The 16,637-nt window shown below is 36.7% G+C and carries 17 protein-coding genes and 1 tRNA gene; 5 read left to right on the plus strand and 13 right to left on the minus strand.

Translation table 11 applies throughout. From position 1 onward, the window contains the following. Positions 1-28: 28 nt before the first annotated feature. Entirely contained in the window at positions 29-511 is a 483-nt protein-coding gene (locus tag ACICQD_RS04615; protein ID WP_231115908.1) for an IS630 family transposase, read from the plus strand. A gap of 348 nt (positions 512-859) precedes the next feature. Here the strand turns inward: ACICQD_RS04615 and ACICQD_RS04620 are convergent, their stop codons facing one another. Further along, entirely contained in the window at positions 860-1,027 is a 168-nt protein-coding gene (locus ACICQD_RS04620; RefSeq protein ID WP_155975180.1) for a hypothetical protein, read from the minus strand. A 203-nt stretch (positions 1,028-1,230) separates the two neighbouring features. Here ACICQD_RS04620 and ACICQD_RS04625 point away from each other — a divergent pair, with 203 nt between their 5' ends. Further along, the gene (locus ACICQD_RS04625) at positions 1,231-2,526 is read left to right on the plus strand and encodes a Na+/H+ antiporter NhaC family protein (protein WP_006280467.1); all 1,296 of its coding nucleotides are present in this window, start codon (positions 1,231-1,233) and stop codon (positions 2,524-2,526) included. Positions 2,527-3,045: 519 nt separating this feature from the next. On the opposite strand, the gene ACICQD_RS04630 is transcribed toward ACICQD_RS04625, so the two are convergent. From ACICQD_RS04630 to ACICQD_RS04645, 4 genes are all read right to left on the minus strand, one after another. Next, entirely contained in the window at positions 3,046-3,201 is a 156-nt protein-coding gene (locus tag ACICQD_RS04630) for a hypothetical protein (RefSeq protein ID WP_167513690.1), read from the minus strand. Positions 3,202-3,421: 220 nt separating this feature from the next. Continuing rightward, positions 3,422-5,128, minus strand: a complete 1,707-nt coding sequence (gene argS, locus ACICQD_RS04635; protein WP_395461663.1) for an arginine--tRNA ligase — start codon at positions 5,126-5,128, stop codon at positions 3,422-3,424. 93 nt (positions 5,129-5,221) lie between these two features. After that, on the minus strand, positions 5,222-5,440 hold the full coding sequence (locus ACICQD_RS04640; protein WP_010962563.1) for a hypothetical protein: 219 nt from the start codon (positions 5,438-5,440) through the stop codon (positions 5,222-5,224). A gap of 195 nt (positions 5,441-5,635) precedes the next feature. After that, positions 5,636-7,351, minus strand: a complete 1,716-nt coding sequence (locus ACICQD_RS04645) for an ABC transporter ATP-binding protein (protein WP_341820307.1) — start codon at positions 7,349-7,351, stop codon at positions 5,636-5,638. Positions 7,352-8,194: 843 nt separating this feature from the next. Between ACICQD_RS04645 and ACICQD_RS04650 the strand changes: the two genes are divergently transcribed. Next, complete coding sequence (locus ACICQD_RS04650; RefSeq protein ID WP_395461664.1) at positions 8,195-9,058, plus strand: Rpn family recombination-promoting nuclease/putative transposase; 864 nt, start codon at positions 8,195-8,197, stop codon at positions 9,056-9,058. Between the two features lie 370 nt (positions 9,059-9,428). Here the strand turns inward: ACICQD_RS04650 and ACICQD_RS04660 are convergent, their stop codons facing one another. From ACICQD_RS04660 to rpsD, 8 genes are all read right to left on the minus strand, one after another. Next, positions 9,429-10,544 carry an FtsW/RodA/SpoVE family cell cycle protein gene (locus ACICQD_RS04660; protein ID WP_395461665.1) on the minus strand — a complete coding sequence of 372 codons (1,116 nt, stop codon included), beginning with the start codon at positions 10,542-10,544 and terminating at the stop codon, positions 9,429-9,431. Next, positions 10,541-11,257, minus strand: coding sequence for a bifunctional demethylmenaquinone methyltransferase/2-methoxy-6-polyprenyl-1,4-benzoquinol methylase UbiE (gene ubiE / locus ACICQD_RS04665; protein ID WP_395461666.1), 717 nt, complete (start codon positions 11,255-11,257; stop codon positions 10,541-10,543). The genes ACICQD_RS04660 and ubiE overlap by 4 nt, the downstream gene beginning before the upstream one ends. A 60-nt stretch (positions 11,258-11,317) precedes the next feature. Continuing rightward, complete coding sequence (gene lipA, locus ACICQD_RS04670; protein WP_010082514.1) at positions 11,318-12,181, minus strand: lipoyl synthase; 864 nt, start codon at positions 12,179-12,181, stop codon at positions 11,318-11,320. Further along, a complete protein-coding gene (rpmB, locus tag ACICQD_RS04675) occupies positions 12,174-12,488 on the minus strand; it encodes a 50S ribosomal protein L28 (protein WP_006279619.1) in 315 nt (104 codons plus the stop codon). Before rpmB ends, lipA begins: the two co-directional genes overlap by 8 nt. Positions 12,489-12,525: 37 nt before the next feature. After that, on the minus strand, positions 12,526-12,867 hold the full coding sequence (locus ACICQD_RS04680) for a DUF721 domain-containing protein (RefSeq protein ID WP_010082513.1): 342 nt from the start codon (positions 12,865-12,867) through the stop codon (positions 12,526-12,528). Positions 12,868-13,313: 446 nt separating this feature from the next. Then, the gene (gene iscX / locus ACICQD_RS04685; RefSeq protein WP_395461667.1) at positions 13,314-13,514 is read right to left on the minus strand and encodes a Fe-S cluster assembly protein IscX; all 201 of its coding nucleotides are present in this window, start codon (positions 13,512-13,514) and stop codon (positions 13,314-13,316) included. 30 nt (positions 13,515-13,544) lie between these two features. After that, a tRNA-Leu gene (locus ACICQD_RS04690) sits at positions 13,545-13,631 on the minus strand. Positions 13,632-13,640: 9 nt separating this feature from the next. After that, positions 13,641-14,255: a 30S ribosomal protein S4 gene (rpsD, locus tag ACICQD_RS04695; protein WP_010962555.1), complete on the minus strand. Its 615-nt coding sequence runs from the start codon at positions 14,253-14,255 to the stop codon at positions 13,641-13,643. Between the two features lie 113 nt (positions 14,256-14,368). Between rpsD and tkt the strand changes: the two genes are divergently transcribed. Both tkt and ACICQD_RS04705 read left to right on the plus strand, forming a co-directional pair. Beyond that, positions 14,369-16,411: a transketolase gene (tkt, locus tag ACICQD_RS04700; protein WP_395461668.1), complete on the plus strand. Its 2,043-nt coding sequence runs from the start codon at positions 14,369-14,371 to the stop codon at positions 16,409-16,411. Positions 16,412-16,428: 17 nt separating this feature from the next. Then, positions 16,429-16,635, plus strand: a complete 207-nt coding sequence (locus tag ACICQD_RS04705; RefSeq protein ID WP_138264940.1) for a hypothetical protein — start codon at positions 16,429-16,431, stop codon at positions 16,633-16,635. Positions 16,636-16,637 lie beyond the last annotated feature (2 nt).

Genomic DNA, 16,637 nt, shown 5'->3' on the forward strand with positions numbered 1-16,637 from the left:
GCAGCGATTTACCGATAAAATCTCAAAAATAGACCATTCCAGCATCTTATATATAGATGAAGCAGGAGTTGATAATAGGTTATACCGAGAGTATGGACGTGCTCCAATAGGAAAGAAAATTTATGCAGATATTCCAGGAAGAAAACGAGAGAGAATCAGTATAATAGGCGGGTGGATTGGAAAGAGATTTATTGCACCAATGACTTTCAAAGGTGGGTGTGACAAAGAGGTATTCAATACATGGTTAGAGAAGATGTTATTACCTAAATTGCCACATGGTACTACAATAGTTATGGACAATGCCACATTCCATAAAACTCCCAAAACAAAGGAGTTAATAGATAATGCTAGATGCCGTTTGCTCTATCTACCAACATATTCACCAGATTTGAACCCTATAGAGCATTGTTGGAATACCATCAAAAGCCGCCTCAGACCTTTAATGCATAAATATACAGACTTACAACTTTTGGTTGGTAATACCATAATGGAAATTTATCATTCATTTTAGAAAATACTATATAATGTAAGTAATTAGCCAACTACGGGGCTTCTTTTGCCTTTTTTTCTGTTTAGTAAATTTCTTAAATATTTATAGCTAAACGACAACCGTCATCCCGCTGCTTGTTAGCGGGATCTAGAGATACCGCGAATGAATCGCGGTATGACGGTTCGCGGTGGCATGACGATAAGCTCGTCATCCCGCTGCTTGTTAGCGGCTAAGGGATACCGCGAAGGGATACTGCGAATGAATCGCGGTATGACGGTTAATTATTCTGCGGCGGTATGACGTAGAGCTCGCGTTAGCTATACTTTTATACTCACCAACTCAGTATCCAATCTGGATCCAAGTAGTCAGCTACTTGGATGACAACCTGTTGAGGCTGCGCTTACACATTCCACTTTCTATGCTCACCAAACAAATTTGCTTACTCGCAGCAAAATTTTCTGGATCCAAGTAGTCAGCTACTCGGATGACATCTTTGTGTTTGAGGCAAAACCAGCTATAACATTTCTTCGCAAACAAATGTTCGTACAGTTGTGCGCGTGATGCTGGAATCTAGACAACAATTAGATCCTATTGTCAAGCAATAAGCTACATGTGCTATTTATTTAGTAGATTAAATATGAAGTTTAAAACTCTGCTATTGACTTCCTGTAGAACTAGTGAAAACCAAACTTGCTTAAAACCACTTAATTAGTTATAGTTATAATTTTAGGTACAGTAAAATGACAGCTTTTGTCCCCTTGATTATTTTTTTAATCTTGTATCTTGGAAGTGGTGCTTATTTTTCTTTTATCGGAACTGATAATCCACTTCATCAGGTTTCACCAGTAATCTGCTTATTACCAGCACTATTTTTTGCTGTCTCACGTGGTACAAATAAAATTCAGCATAACATCGATACTGTTATCAAGGGCATGGGTGACAAAAACACCCTTACTATGTGTTTAATTTTTTTATTTTCTGGAGCATTTTCTGCGGTGACTCAATCAATCGGTAGCGCAGACACTGTTGCTAATTTAATTCTTAATTTCCTTCCAGCAAGATTACTGCTGCCTGGAGTATTTTTGGCTTCTGCTTTTATTTCAACTGCAATTGGCACATCTATGGGAGTTGTTGCGCTGATGGTACCTATAGCTGTTAATCTGGCAAAAAGTGGAGCTTTTGGTCTCGAAATAGGAACTGCAACTGTAGTAGGTGGTGCCGTGTTTGGCGATAACCTTTCGATGATATCTGATACCACCATTGCATCTGTTTCTTCACAGGAAGCTTCAGCAAAAGATAAACTTAAAATGAACTCTAAAGTTGCACTTATTGCCAGCATTATAACACTCATCTACCTAGCAGTTGCCTCAAATAGTACAAAAATTATTTCTATATCAAATTTAGATTATTATTCTATAATAAAAATTATTCCTTACATTTCTTTAATAATCATGGGGCTGCTTGAAGTCGCCACTTTAGTAACAATAACTATAAACATAATTATTGCTGGTGTGCTAGGAATAACTTTTTTTGACTATGCTATCATTCAATTTCCTCATGACGTGTATGACGGTTTCAAAAAAGTAAACGAAATAGTGATATTTGCTCTATTTATCGGTGGATTGAGCCATATAATGTACAAGCAAGGTCAAAAAGCGTTGCATAAACTCATCGATGAAAGCAATATCACAAAAACTAAAGCTGAATTTGTGATAGCAGGAATTGCGTCTATGTTTACTACCTTAGTTGCCAATAATACCATTGCTATTTTACTAAGTGGTGGCATTGCAAAAAGGCTTGCACAAAAACACAGTATTGCGCCACATCGCAGCGCATACTTATTAGATGTTTTTGCTTGTGCTACAAAAGGTATCTTACCTTATGGTTCCCAACTATTGCTAGCAGGTAGCATCGCCTCTGTATCACCTATTTCTTTATTAACACAGGTATATTATTGCTTTATTCTAGCGGCAGTTACAATAGGCGAAATAATCATCAACAGCAGAAAAGAGAAACATTGTGCGGCTGCAACTTAGAGTTTCTCTTTTTTTACCCATAAGGAACGGAATTACTTGACACCCTTCGCCAACCCCCTTATCATGAAACTGAAGCTATTTATTTATCTTCGCAATCTGTGCAGGTTAATGACAAAAAACTTAGGGTATTTGGCGTCTCATGTTTAATTTTTCGCACTACGTGCATCGCATGTCTTTAAAAATTTCTGGGTTTTTACCTATATAAGCCGAAACGCGCTTACAAAGCGTTTAAGACAGCAAAAAACGTCAAATTGACAAGGGAGAATTTGAATGCTAGCTACTACGGGGTTTCTTTGCCTTTTTTCCTGCTTAGTAAATTTCTTAAACACTTGCGGTGTAGGTTAGTTGCAAGTTAAAAGCAGCTAAATCGCTCTTAATCAAGCGTTTTAGAATAAAAAAAACGCCGATATTTTAGTACATAGTAAATAGCCAACCACCATGGGGCTTCTTTTGCCTTTTTTTTCATTTGGTAAATTTCTTAAACATTTATAGTTGCAATTTAAGAGCCCGTAAAGGGTGTCATTCCAGTGCCCCTGTGATGTATTCCAGTGCTTGACACTGGAATACAGTTTTCCATATAATCTCATCGAAAATGTTGTAACCACTTTCCATGCTAGTTTGCTTGTTCACAAGCAAACTTTTCTGGATCCCAGTATCTGGGCACTGGGATGACAAGAGAAGGTACTAGCCTGACACCCTGACAACCGTCATCCCGCTGCTTGTTAGCGGGATCTATGCTAATGCCCTTTTATTCTTTCAATTATGTTATTTCCATTTAAATCTGTCTGTTCCGCAACTTCAGTGAATACAGTTGAATACTCCCTAAAACTGATTGTCATAACTTTACCCTACTTTGAATAATATTTTGATCATTACATATTGTAACAAAAAAAAATCAACTCATTTCTTCTAACGGCTCTATATTAAAGATAGAAAGTCCAGAAGCAATGACGTGTGCTAAGGCCTGCACGAGAAACATTCTTGCGGCGGTGAGGTTTAAGTTGTCTTCCAGTATGAAACGCATGTTTAAATCACTCTTGCCATACCCCCATAAAACGTGAAACGCTTCTGCAACTTCAAGTAAGTAGAAAGTAATTCTGTGTGGCTCACAAAGCCTTGCTGCAATTTCTACCACATCTGGCCACTTTGCTAAGGTTTTTATGAGGAAGAGCTCTCCACCTGTCCTTAAAAGTGAAGGATCTGCTGTTGGGAGCTCTTTTGGAGCATTACGCATTAACGAATGAGCACGAGCATGCGCATATTGCACGTAAAAAATAGGGTTGTCTTTTGACTGTTCTTTAACTTTAACAAAATCAAAGTCCAAGACCATATCATTCTTGCGTGTTAGCATTATAAAACGAGTTATGTCCCTGCCAACTTCTTCCACTACATCTCTTGCTGTTAGGAAGTTTCCTGATCTTTTGGACATCTTAACAGGTTTGCCGTTCTCGAAAAAATTCACAATATTATGCAGTTTTACCTCTATTTTTGCTTGATCATCACTGAGCGCAGAGACGACTGCTTTGAGTCTTTTGACATAACCGCCGTGGTCACTACCAAGCTCTACGATCATATTGTTAAAACCACGCGATATCTTATCAAAATGGTAAGCGATATCCGAGGCAAAATAAGTCCAACTGCCGTCCTCTTTCTTCAATGCACGGTCAACGTCATCACCAAATTTTGTAGAGCGAAATAGCATCTCTTTTCTGGAAGTCCAATTTTCGCTTTCTTTGCCTTTTGGTTTCTCCAGGTACCCTTCATACACTAGACCCTTGTCAGACAATATCTTTATACTCTCTTCAATTTTGCCACTTTTTTGTAGCTCATACTCTGAAGTAAAAACATCATGATTTACTCCAAGTAAGTTCATGTCTTCCTTTATGATTTCTAAGATAGAACTTAAAGTATAGTCTCTAATCACTTGATTATCTTGCTTTTCTAGAAGCTCTGCGCCATATTTTTTGGCCAGCCCAGTCCCTATTGGTTTTAAATATTCACCTGGGTATAAACCTTTTTCGATGCTGATTTTTTCTCCCAGAGCTTCCTTATACCGCAAATATACTGACCGAATTAGCGTATCTATCTGCGCTCCAGCATCATTAATATAGTATTCCTTAGTAACTTTATAACCAACTTTTTTCAATAAATTTGCCAGAACGTCACCAAATACTGCCCCTCTTGCATGACCAATATGCAGTGGACCAGTTGGATTTGCAGATACAAATTCAACATTAATGGCCTGATTGTTCCCTATATCTAGGGTGCCAAACTCTGTTTTTAGCTCATTTATTTGTTTTAAAATTCCATGCCACACTTCTATTTTTAAGTGCATGTTGATGAAACCAGAGCCTGCTATTTCCACTTTTGCAACTTCATCAAAAAGTTCAAATTCTTTGGCTAAAACCTCTGCAATTTCAATGGGATTCTTCTTTTCATGCTTTGCAAGCACCATAGCAACATTTGTGTAAATGTCTCCATGGACTCTATTGCTTGGAGGCTCTATGATAAAGTTTGCTGCACTTGTGCTTATAACACCCCTTTGTTTCAACTCATTCAATTTACTAAAGATTAGAGAAGAAATCTGCTTAAAAATGTTCATTCACTATATTGCTATAAAATCTATAGCAGTATAGTGAATAAGTGGGACTAGTTGAAGGTTTATCTTAACTATTTTATCTTCCTGGATCAGAGTTTATATTAAGTCGTTGCCGTAACCATGGTAAGAGAAAGCCATACCTTCGCTGTAACCATCATTACCAGCATCAGGCTCTTCAACATCATCAGTTACTACCTGATCTTCAGTTGTGATTTTATCCTTGATCGTCTCGTCTACACCCTCATCACTATAAGAAAATTTGTTAGTATATGAATAGCGATTATTGATTTTATCACTATAGTTATGTTTTAACATAGAGACCTCCTATACAGTCAAAATTGGAATTACATTAAGATAGAACAAGCTATGAATATAACGTGAATGAAAGAAACTACAGATCACGAAATTTCCGGATAACTATGGAACCATTATAAAATAATAAAATTAAAAATTTAATAATTTTAATTATAAATCTAGCATATCAACTAACGGTATGATTTAAATTTTCTTTCAATTCCACTGTATCTTCGCCAGTTTTGCATACAGCCCGTCTTTACTCATTAGAAAGTCATGAGTTCCTACTTCTTCTACTTTTCCATGATTAATTACTATAATCTTGTCAGTCTTGAGTGCGGTTGATAGCCTGTGTGTAATTACGATTGTTGTTCTGTTTTGCATTAACTTGCTCAATGCTTTTTGCACGAGGTTCTCACTTTTGTAATCAAGGGCAGAGGTTGCTTCATCCAGTATTAAAACCTGAGGATTGTTGAGTATGGCCCTTGCTATTACAATACGTTGTTTTTGTCCTTCAGAAAGTTTTAATCCTCTTTTTCCTACAAATGTATCAAATTTATCAGGCAGCTTATCAATAAATTCCATCGCATAAGCGCTGATGGCTGCTTGCTTCACTTCCTCATATTCGGCACCTGGTTTGCCATATAGTATATTTTCCATTATTGAGCAAGAAAATATCATGTGATCTTGTGGCACTAAGCCAAACAACGATCTGAGGTCATTTAGCGCAATTGACTTAATATTGTGCCCATCGATAGTAATGCTACCTTTGTTTGGATCATGAAAACGGAGCAGAAGCTTTAAAATGGTGCTTTTACCACTGCCAGATGGTCCAACAATTGATACTGCTTGACCTGCCTCTATAGAAAACGATACATTGTTTAACGCTGGCTTATCAAGCTGAGATTCATAAAAAAATGTTACACCATTAAACGAAATTCCTTTTTGAACACTATAAATTTTTATAGGATCATCGGCATCTACTATAGAGCTTTTCATATTTTTAAATTCAAATAAACGCTCTACTATTCCAAGACCTCGTTGTAAATCACTGATATTATCGCTCAAATTATTTATAGCTCCTGCCGCAAGCGCTGAATAAAACACAAATGAGGAGAGTTCTCCAATAGTTATATTATTGCTTAAGACTTCTTTAATACCAAAAAAGAGCAAAACAACTAGTGAACCTATCACACACGTGATAACTAGAGTTACTAGAATAGCACGCAAGAGTACTAATTTTACGTATGATTTTGATACTGAGTTTAAATGTTCCTTAAAACGGATTTTTTCGTTTTCCTCGAGTACAAACGATTTGATAGTCACTATAGATCTAAAATTTTCCTCACTAAATGACGCAAGCTCACTTAATTTATCCTGAGCAAAGCGTGCATAGCTACGCACTTTTTTTCCAAGTGAGGTCATGATAATGAGTAGTATAGGTATTATTGCGGCTGCATACGCAGTTAGTTGTATATTTGTATATAATAACATAGCAACACTGCCAATCAGAATCACAAAATTTCGTAATATGGTTAGTAAGCTGCTGTTTATTATTGATTGCAGCACAGAGGTATCAGTAATTAACGCTGAGATAACATCTTGTACGCCTGTGTTCTCAAAGAAACTTGGTTGCAAGTTAGTGATACTGCTATATAAGTCATATCTGATTCTTGCGATAACTTTCTCGCTGCCAATGCCAATGAAATATAACCGAGTAAATGCAGTGAGAGAAATGGCTAAAACTATAAGTATTGCAACTAATAGTTTGGTAGTAAAATCGTGCTCTGTGCCAGAATCAATTATATTGCTTAAGCCTCTGCCAAAGAGGAGGATCGTTAAGGCTGAAAATAAAACTGCAATAAAAGCTATGACAAAATAGGATAGATTAGGCTTTATATAGTAAAATAACTGCCTAATATTAGATCGCATCTTATTTTAAAGTTTCTAAAGTTAAGTATATAGATTTTAGTTTCAGGGGAAAGGGGAAAGGTGTAGTATGAAGCAATTTAGGTTCTGCAGCTGTTGTGATTTTAGTCCACCAAGAAAGGGTAGTAGCTCGCAGAAACAAAAAACTTACTTGACAAACTCCGCCAGCCCCCTTATCATGAAACTGAAGCTATTGTATTTGCTTTCGCCAATCTGCAGATTAAAAGGTAAGGATTACTTAATGTATCGGCGTCTTATGTTCAATTTTTTGCAGTATATAGATACTGTATGTCTTTACAAAACTTCATCTACATCTAGATTTTTATCTAAATAAGCTGAACGCGCTTATAAAGCGTTACAAGACATCAAAAAATGCCAATACTCGACAGAGATAGTAAAAGACTAGCTAACTCGGGGATTCTTTGTCTTTTTTTCTGCTTAGTAAATTTCTTAAACATTTGCAGCGTAGGTTAGTTGCAATTAAAAGCAGCTAAATCTTGCTTGTCAAGCGTTTAAAACATAAAAAACGCCAATATTTTAAAGCAGATAATAACCCTAGGGCTTCTTTTGCCTTTTTTTTCGTTTGGTAAATTTCTTAATATTTATGGCTAAACGACAACCGTCATCCCGCTACGTGTTAGCGGGATCTATGTTAAGGTATGACGGTTAAGTAAGGGATCTATGTTAAGAGATACCGCGGCGGTATGACGGTTCGTGGCGGCGTGACGATAAGCTCGTCATCCCGCTACGTGTTAGCGCCGCGGCGGTATAGCTATACTTAAAAATATGGTTGAATAGTTGTTAATAATAGTGTATAATTATTAATCTTTTCTCAGTATTTTTACTATGGCTCTTTCTAAATTTCTCGATCCAAAGTTAGATTTAACATTTAAGAAAATCTTTGGCACTGAAAAAAATAAGAATATTCTTATCCATTTTTTAAACGATATTTTAGGATGTACTGAAGTCAACACTATACAAGAAGTAGAATTCTTAAGCACCATTATGGACCCTGAAATTGCTTCTGATAAACAAAGCATTGTTGATGTTCTTTGCAGGGATTCTAGTGGGAACAGGTATATAATTGAGATGCAGCTCACTCGTGATAAAGGCTTTGAAAAACGCGCACAACTTTATGCTGCTAAGGCTTACTCAAGACAAGCTGATAAATCTGGTAAATACGTTGATTTAAAGAAGATTTTCTTTATCGCGATTTCAAATTGTACCTTATTCCCTGATAAGCTTGACTATATATCTAGCCATACCATAAGAGATGAAAAAACCAATGAGCATGACTTAAAAGATTTTCAATTTATCTTCATAGAGCTGCCAAAATTTCCTAAGAGTAGAGAAGAACAACTAGAAAGTGTAGTAGACCGTTGGCTATTTTTTTTCAAATATGCAGATGAAACAACGGACGAAGATCTCAGAAAAATTGCGGAAAAATCACCAATAATAAAGCTAGCATATGATGAATTAGATAAGTTTCACTGGAATGAAAAAGATCTAGTAGCTTATGAAGAAAGAATAATGGATCTGCGCAAAGAAGAAGCCATTCTTGAATACAGACTTGATCTTGCTAAAGAGGAAGGTAGAAAAGAGAGGGAAATTGAAGTCGCAAAGAATCTACTTAAAGCATGTGTTTCTTTTAATATTATAGCTCAAACTACTGGTCTTTCTATGAGTGAGATCAAAGAATTGCAGAATTAAGTGTGAATGGTTACGAAAAATATAAGTTTTTGCGATAAACGACATAGTGATGTATTTGTTGTTCAGCATGTCAGTGGAATATTTTCTGGTATCTGTTCAGATGCATGGCTAATGCTGAAACAAAAATTCCAGTGCTCCTTTTTTTGTCATCCCAGTCTGGGATCCAGATTGGGCACTAAGTTGGTAAACACGAAAGCGCTTTACAACGTTTTTGATGGAACTGTGCAAAAGGACTGGATACCAGTGTCAGCTACTTGCATGACACCCATTTGTTCCTATAGTTGCTTTTCTCGTCTACCTTATTTTGCCACTCATCTGAACAGATACCCATTTTGGAGGGATACCAATAATAGTTGTGAGCGGTACAAGTTTAGTCCATATACCTTCCAAGCATAACACGCTCACGAAACTTTAATGCGATAGCTTGGTTTCTACTGAAAGACAGCATTATGCCAAGTGCGATGCTCGAAGATAAAAGAGAAGAACCACCATAGCTAAGTAACGGCAGGGTTATGCCGGTGGTAGGAAAAACACTCAATGTTACCCCTATGTTTATTATGAATTGTGTGATGAATTGCATTGAGATACCGAGAATCACCAACAGATTAAATAATTCATTTTCCCTATATGCAATGTAAAGCAAGCGGGCAGAAATGATGCCAAATAACATCAATGTGGCTAAGCACGTAATCAAACCAAATTCTTCTGCTAAAACAGAAAACACAAAATCTGTATGACAATCAGGAAGAGAGGCTTTTACGCTACCTTCACCAGGTCCAACTCCAGTTAATTGACCTCTTTTGAATGCTTCTAATGATTTTGTGACTTGAAAGTTATCGCGCTGCGTAAAAAAGACAAAATTGTAAATCCTTTGCTTTATATGTGGGAGGCATAAGTAAGCTATTGTAGTTCCAGTTGTGGCCATTCCTATTATGCATAGAAAGTATAAAAATGGTATACATGCAATAAACATTTGACTGATAAAAGAATATGTTAAAAGCATAGACATACTGAAATCAGGTTGCAAAAGTAACAACACAAAAACTAACAGAAATATTATGATTGATATGTGTATTTTAAACTTCATTTCGCTGGCCAAGATACTAGCTATAACAACAGAAAAAAATGGCCTTACGAACTCAGATGGTTGAACTGAAATTTTGACAATATGCAACCATCGTTTCGCACCTTTTACCTCTATACCAAGTATTATCGCAGCTGCCACTAGAATAGTAAATAAAATGAAACCTGCGAATGAGAGGTTAAGTATAGTTCTTGTGTTGAGAAAAGAAAATGTCACCAAGGTAATTAGTGACAGGACTATATAAATTGTGTGACGCCGTATAAAATAATCCTGTGGTAAAGAAAGACGCTGCGCAATTACAGGGCTTGCTGAATAAACAAGAATGAAGCTTATAGTGAGCAAAAAAAACACTGGAAGGATGAGATAATAATCCAGCGTTCTATACCAGAGTTTAATATTCATTTTGTTCCAATGTGTAATGCCACTATTCCATAGCTCATATTATGAAACTCAACATTCTTAAAGCCTACCTCTTCAATTTCCATTTTAAAATCAGCCTGAGTTGGAAATTCTCTGATGCTCTTCACTAAATATTCATAAGAACTCTTGTCTTTAGCAACTATGCTGCCAATTTTAGGAATTACTTTAAATGAATATAAGTCATAAAGTTTGGTAAATATCTCATTTTGATAGTGCATAGGGGCAAATTCTAAGCAGATAAATTTCCCATGTGGTTTTAATACCCTGTGCGCCTCATTTAAAGCCTTCTTGCGGTCAGAAACATTTCGAATGCCAAAAGCTATTGTGCAATAATCAAATTCGGAGTCTTCAAATGGTAAAATTTCTGCACTTGCACATACCCAATCAAAATTAATTTGGTTTGAATTTATAGCTTTATCACGTCCTCTGTTTAGCATGTTTTGATTTATATCGCATACTGTAACCTTAGCACTTGGCTCTTTTCTTACTACTCTTATTGCTATATCTCCAGTTCCTCCAGCAACATCTAAAACCTTAGAGTTTTTTGTAAAATGCACACTATTTACCATCTTATCTTTCCATAATCTGTGCATTCCGAGGCTCATTATATCATTCATGGTGTCGTAGCGACTTGCCACGGAATCGAATACCTCTTTAACTAATTGCGATTTCTTCTTGATTTTTATAGTAGACATTACGTAAAGTCGCTCAACTCCTTTATAATTAGTAAAAATTAATTTGAATTAACGCAAATGTCAACGACAAGCCTTGAGCCTGTTAAAATCTTCTTCAGCGTGGTATGATGACCGAGTTAGTGGGCTTGATGCAACCACTAGGAACCCTTTGGAGTAAGCGATATATTTATAATGCTCAAATTCCTCTGGGGTAACATACCTATCAAGTTTTGCATGTTTTGGAGTTGGTTGTAGATATTGACCAATTGTAATAAAATCAACCTCAGCACTGCGCAAATCGTCCATAACCTGCAGTATTTCCTCTTTTGTTTCTCCAAGACCAACCATAAGCCCCGACTTTGTGAAAACTTTAGGATTAATCTGCTTTACCATCTTCAGTAAATATAGTGAATGAAAATAGCGAGCTCGTGGTCTTATTTTTGCATACAATCTCGGCACTGTTTCAATATTGTGGTTATAGACATCAGGTGATGCAACAGCGATTGCTTCAAATGCTCCTTTCTTATTTAAAAAATCAGGAGTTAAAATCTCTATTGTTGTTTCTGAAGTTATCTTTCTAATTTCTTCTATGCACTGTATAAACTGATTTGCGCCACCATCTGGTAAATCATCACGATCAACAGAAGTAATGACAACATGTTTTAAGTTTAACTTTTTTATCGCTTTTGCTAAATTTTCTGGCTCATGAGGGTCTAGTTTATCAGGAATGCCAGTTGCAACGTTGCAAAATGCACAAGCACGAGTGCAAACAGAACCAAGAATCATCACAGTAGCATGACGTTTATTCCAACATTCGCCAATATTTGGACATGCAGCCTCTTCGCACACTGTATGCAAGTTATGCAGTTTAACGATGTTTAAGGTTTCATTAAATACTTCACCGGTCGGAGCTTTTGCTCTGAGCCATTGAGGTTTGCTATGCATCTGAAACTGCTAACTCTACCTCTTGCTTTACTAAAACTTTTTTCAACCTTCTTTTTATCTTCTGCGCTTTCTCACTTAGTTTAATCGTTCTTGTGTTGAGCAAAAAAGCATCTAAATCACCTTTGTAATCTATAGTTCTCAAAGTTCTTGTTGCCACACGAAATCTAAACTTTTTATTCAATATATCACTTGTCAACGTAACCTTATGTAAATTTAAAAGAAAGGTACGCTTTGTTTTACGATTCGAATGTGATACCTTATTACCAAAAGATTTTTTTCTATTTGTTAATTCACAAACTCTACTCACTTCAATATACCAAATTATTCTATGTACTTAGATTACCTTATATAGTCAAATAGTCAATACTCTCTTGCTTAATTTTTATACCATATACTGCTTTATAGCCAAAAAATATCGTAATTTTTTCTATTATAAGAGAAATCATATGCTGAATTTCCAATGCTTTGCTGCCATTTGTTACTACCAGATGCAATACACCCGAATTTATATTCTGTGCATATGAGATCTTTTTCGGTTTTGTACACTCTGCTATTTCTTTCCCTACTATATTTCGCCAGTTTAAAATAAGACGTATTTCATTTTTACTAATCTTATTTTTCATGCATTTTAATGCATAGTTTTCAATTATAGACTTTAATTTTTTTGGACCGCTACGTTTGAGCATTTTTCTGTTTTTTTAGTAGGTAGATAATATAAAAGTATACATATAACTTGAGATTTTGTCATTACTGCTACATGTTTGTGAGATACCGTGACGGTATGACCATAATCGTCACTCCGCAACGCATATTGCATAGTCGTCATTCCGCGGCGTGTTCGCGGAATCTAGCTCTGGTCACGCTACTTAGATGACAACCTTCTAACTGCTTTACAAAGGCTCTACCCTCTGGCCTCACACCGTAAAAGCAGTATTTTTATGCAAAACTTATCTCAACGTAGCACTTGTCAAGATCGTTCCATTCAAAAATTTTTGTTTTGCCTCATAATTAACCTTATAGCTGTTTTAATTGTAATTAGTTAAATTATTATTAACTTGCCAGGCTAGATCCAAAAAATAGCATAATCAATATGCAAATTGTAATAGAAATCACGTTTGCGTATGGTTTATTGCTATGCGGTTAATCTTTCCTCAATCCAAGCTGCTTGAATAGCTTCGAGTATTTTTTCGTTACAGCGTTTTTCATCATCATCAAATTTCTCTAAACTCAAGACCTTTTTTTTAAGCTCAGTGAATCTGATACTAATTATATTCTCATTTGGAAATTTTTCCTCCAGAGCTTCCACAATATCTTCTATATCAAGCCATTTCATACTTTTTTGTATTTATCTGCTAAGTTAAATTGGTGCCCATGGGGAGACTTGAACTCCCAAGGTCGCAAAACCCACGGATTTTAAGTCCGCTGCGTCTACCGATTCCGCCACACGGGCTTTTTTTATCTATCTAGAGTAAAACTCTACTACTAAATTGACTTCCATGTCTGCTGAATAAGGAACCTCAGAATATTGAGGTGACCTCAAATACTTCACTGAATGCTCTTTACTATCTGCTTCTAAATAATCCGGAGCCTTGCGCTCTTGTTTTTGTTCAGCCTCTACTACTACAGGGATTTTTGCTGCCCTTTCTCTTATTTTTATTATATCACCTGGCTTCACTCGATAACTCGATATGTTAACCACCTTATCATTAACTGTAACGTGCTTGTGAGATATGAGCTGCTTTGCTGAGTAAATTGTTGGAACAAGACCAGAGTGGTATAAAACAGAACTTAATCTCGATTCTAAGATACCGATAAAATTATCAGCCGTATAACCCTTTCTGTTATAAGCATCTAAAAATGTACGTCTGAGCTGCTTACTTGAAATCGCGTAGTAAAACTTAAATTTCTTATGCGCAGCAAACTGCTTACCAAAGTCGGATAACTTCTTGAATCCAAGAATACCATGTTGACCTGGAGGGTATTTCCTTTTGTTTACTGGGTCTTTAGCTCTACCCCATAAATTTACACCAAGTCTACGGCTAATCCTATACTTTCTAGTGATAACAGTTGTCATATAAAAACTCTCACGATTTAACTTTAGATTATTAAGGATTTTAGCACTCAGTGTCAACTTGTTTTTGCTGATATAATCTTTTATACTTCATTTTTAAGTTTTTCTATTAACACATGAATCATTCACATTTAAAATCTATGGCAAACGCCATCCGTTTTTTATCAATTGATGCAGTACAAAAAGCAAACTCTGGACACCCAGGTATGCCACTTGGCATGGCAGATGTTGCAACTGTTTTGTTTGCTAAATATCTGAATCATAATCCTGATGATTCTAAATGGTTCAATAGAGATCGCTTTGTTTTATCAAACGGTCATGGGTCAATGTTACTATACTCAATATTATATTTGACAGGTTATATTAGCGTAGATGAGCTAAAAAACTTCAGACAAATGGGATCCAAGACCCCAGGTCATCCAGAGTTCGGCTTGACTTCCGGGGTAGAGGCAACAACAGGCCCGCTCGGTCAGGGGTTTGCCGCTGCTGTTGGCATGGCACTTGCTGAATCGATACTTGAAAAGCAGTTTAGAATCAATCACTACACTTATGTGATGCTAGGGGATGGCTGTCTTATGGAAGGAATAAGCCATGAAGCAGCATCACTTGCTGGGCATCTTAAATTGAATAAGCTTATAGCTCTTTTTGATGATAATGATATTTCTATAGATGGCGCTACTTGCCTTTCCTGTTCTGACGATGTAGAGAAACGCTTCTTAGCGTATGGATGGAATGTTGACAAAATTGATGGCCATGATTTTGATGCCATATCCCTTGCAATAGAGCAAGCAAAAAAGTCTGATAAACCTACAATGATCTGCTGCAAAACTATTATCGGAAAATTTTCAAGCCGTGCTGGCACATCCTCTGCTCACAGTGGTGCTTTTTCGGAGGAAGACATAAAACAGATGAGAGAGAAATTAAACTGGAATTATGAACCATTCCATGTACCAGAAGATGTGAAAAATGCCTGGAAGAAAACTGTTGAGAGAGCAAAACAAAACTACACGATGTCATTCCAGCGCGTGACCAGGAAAGAAGAAAAAGAATGGATCCCAGTGTCAAGCACTGGGATGACAAAAAGTGGAGCTGGGGTAACAGGATATCATGTAGAACTTCAAAGACGGTTAGATAAACATCTACCAGATAATATCGCTGGTGTTTTAGCTGACCTGAAGAAACAAATATGTGAGCTAATGCCAAACGAAGCTACTCGATCTTCTTTCGGCAGAGTAATGGAACTTTTAACTGAGTCTATGCCGGAATTAATCGGCGGTTCTGCTGATCTTACCGGGTCAAATTGCACTAAATATGAGCACATGCAGGTAATAAATAGCAATAATTATAGTGGCTCTTATGTCCACTATGGAGTGAGAGAGCACGCTATGGCAGCATGTATGAATGGTATGGCACTTCACGGCGCGATTCTTCCTTATGGCGGCACTTTTTTGGTATTTTCCGACTATTGTCGTCCTGCTATACGTCTTTCAGCTCTGATGAAGCAGCAGGTTATGTATGTCATGACTCACGACTCAATTGGAGTGGGAGAAGATGGCCCGACTCATCAGCCAATAGAGCATTTAGCCTCTTTGCGTGCTATACCAAATCTATATGTTTTTAGGCCAGCCGATGCAGTTGAAACTCTGGAGTGTGTTAGCATTGCACTCGAAAAGAAAGAATCTCCAGCACTGTTTGCGCTCTCAAGGCAAAACGTAAGTTACATGCGCAAGTTCTACTCTGATATCGATCAATCTGCTAATTTATCGAAGTTTGGTGCATATATTTTGTGTGAATGTTCAAAAGAATTAAAAGTGACGATATTTGCTACGGGGTCCGAGGTTGAAATTGCAGTTGAAGCAAGGGAGAAATTGCAGGAAAAGGGTATAGGTACAAGGATTGTTTCTATGCCATGCTGGAGGCTTTTTGACGAGCAAAGCGATGAATATAAAGCGGCAATATTAAATAATGACAGCATTAAAGTTGCAATTGAAGCCGGAAGTGAAATGGGTTGGCATAAATATATAGGTTCAAACGGTATATTTATTGGCATGAAAAGCTTCGGAGAATCAGCACCTTATAAAACACTCTATGAGCATTTTAATATCAGCGCAGATCATGTGGTAAAATGTGTGTGTGAGAAACTGGTTTACATTCAGTAGACTTCTTGCATAACCATATGAAAGCCCACTCTTCTTTGTCATCCCAGTACGTGACGTTATTTCCATCCAAGATGATGTCATTCCAGCACTTGACACTGGCATCTAGTTTTCTTTACAAATTCACCAAAAGTGCTTCATTCTATAACGCAAAACCCATACTCACCAAACCCAATGCATTACTTGCAATTAAGTTTCCTGGATCCCAGTGTCAAGCACTGGGATGACA

The sequence above is a fragment of the Wolbachia endosymbiont (group A) of Therophilus tumidulus genome (genome assembly GCF_964277345.1).
Classification (GTDB): Bacteria; Pseudomonadota; Alphaproteobacteria; order Rickettsiales; family Anaplasmataceae; genus Wolbachia; species Wolbachia pipientis.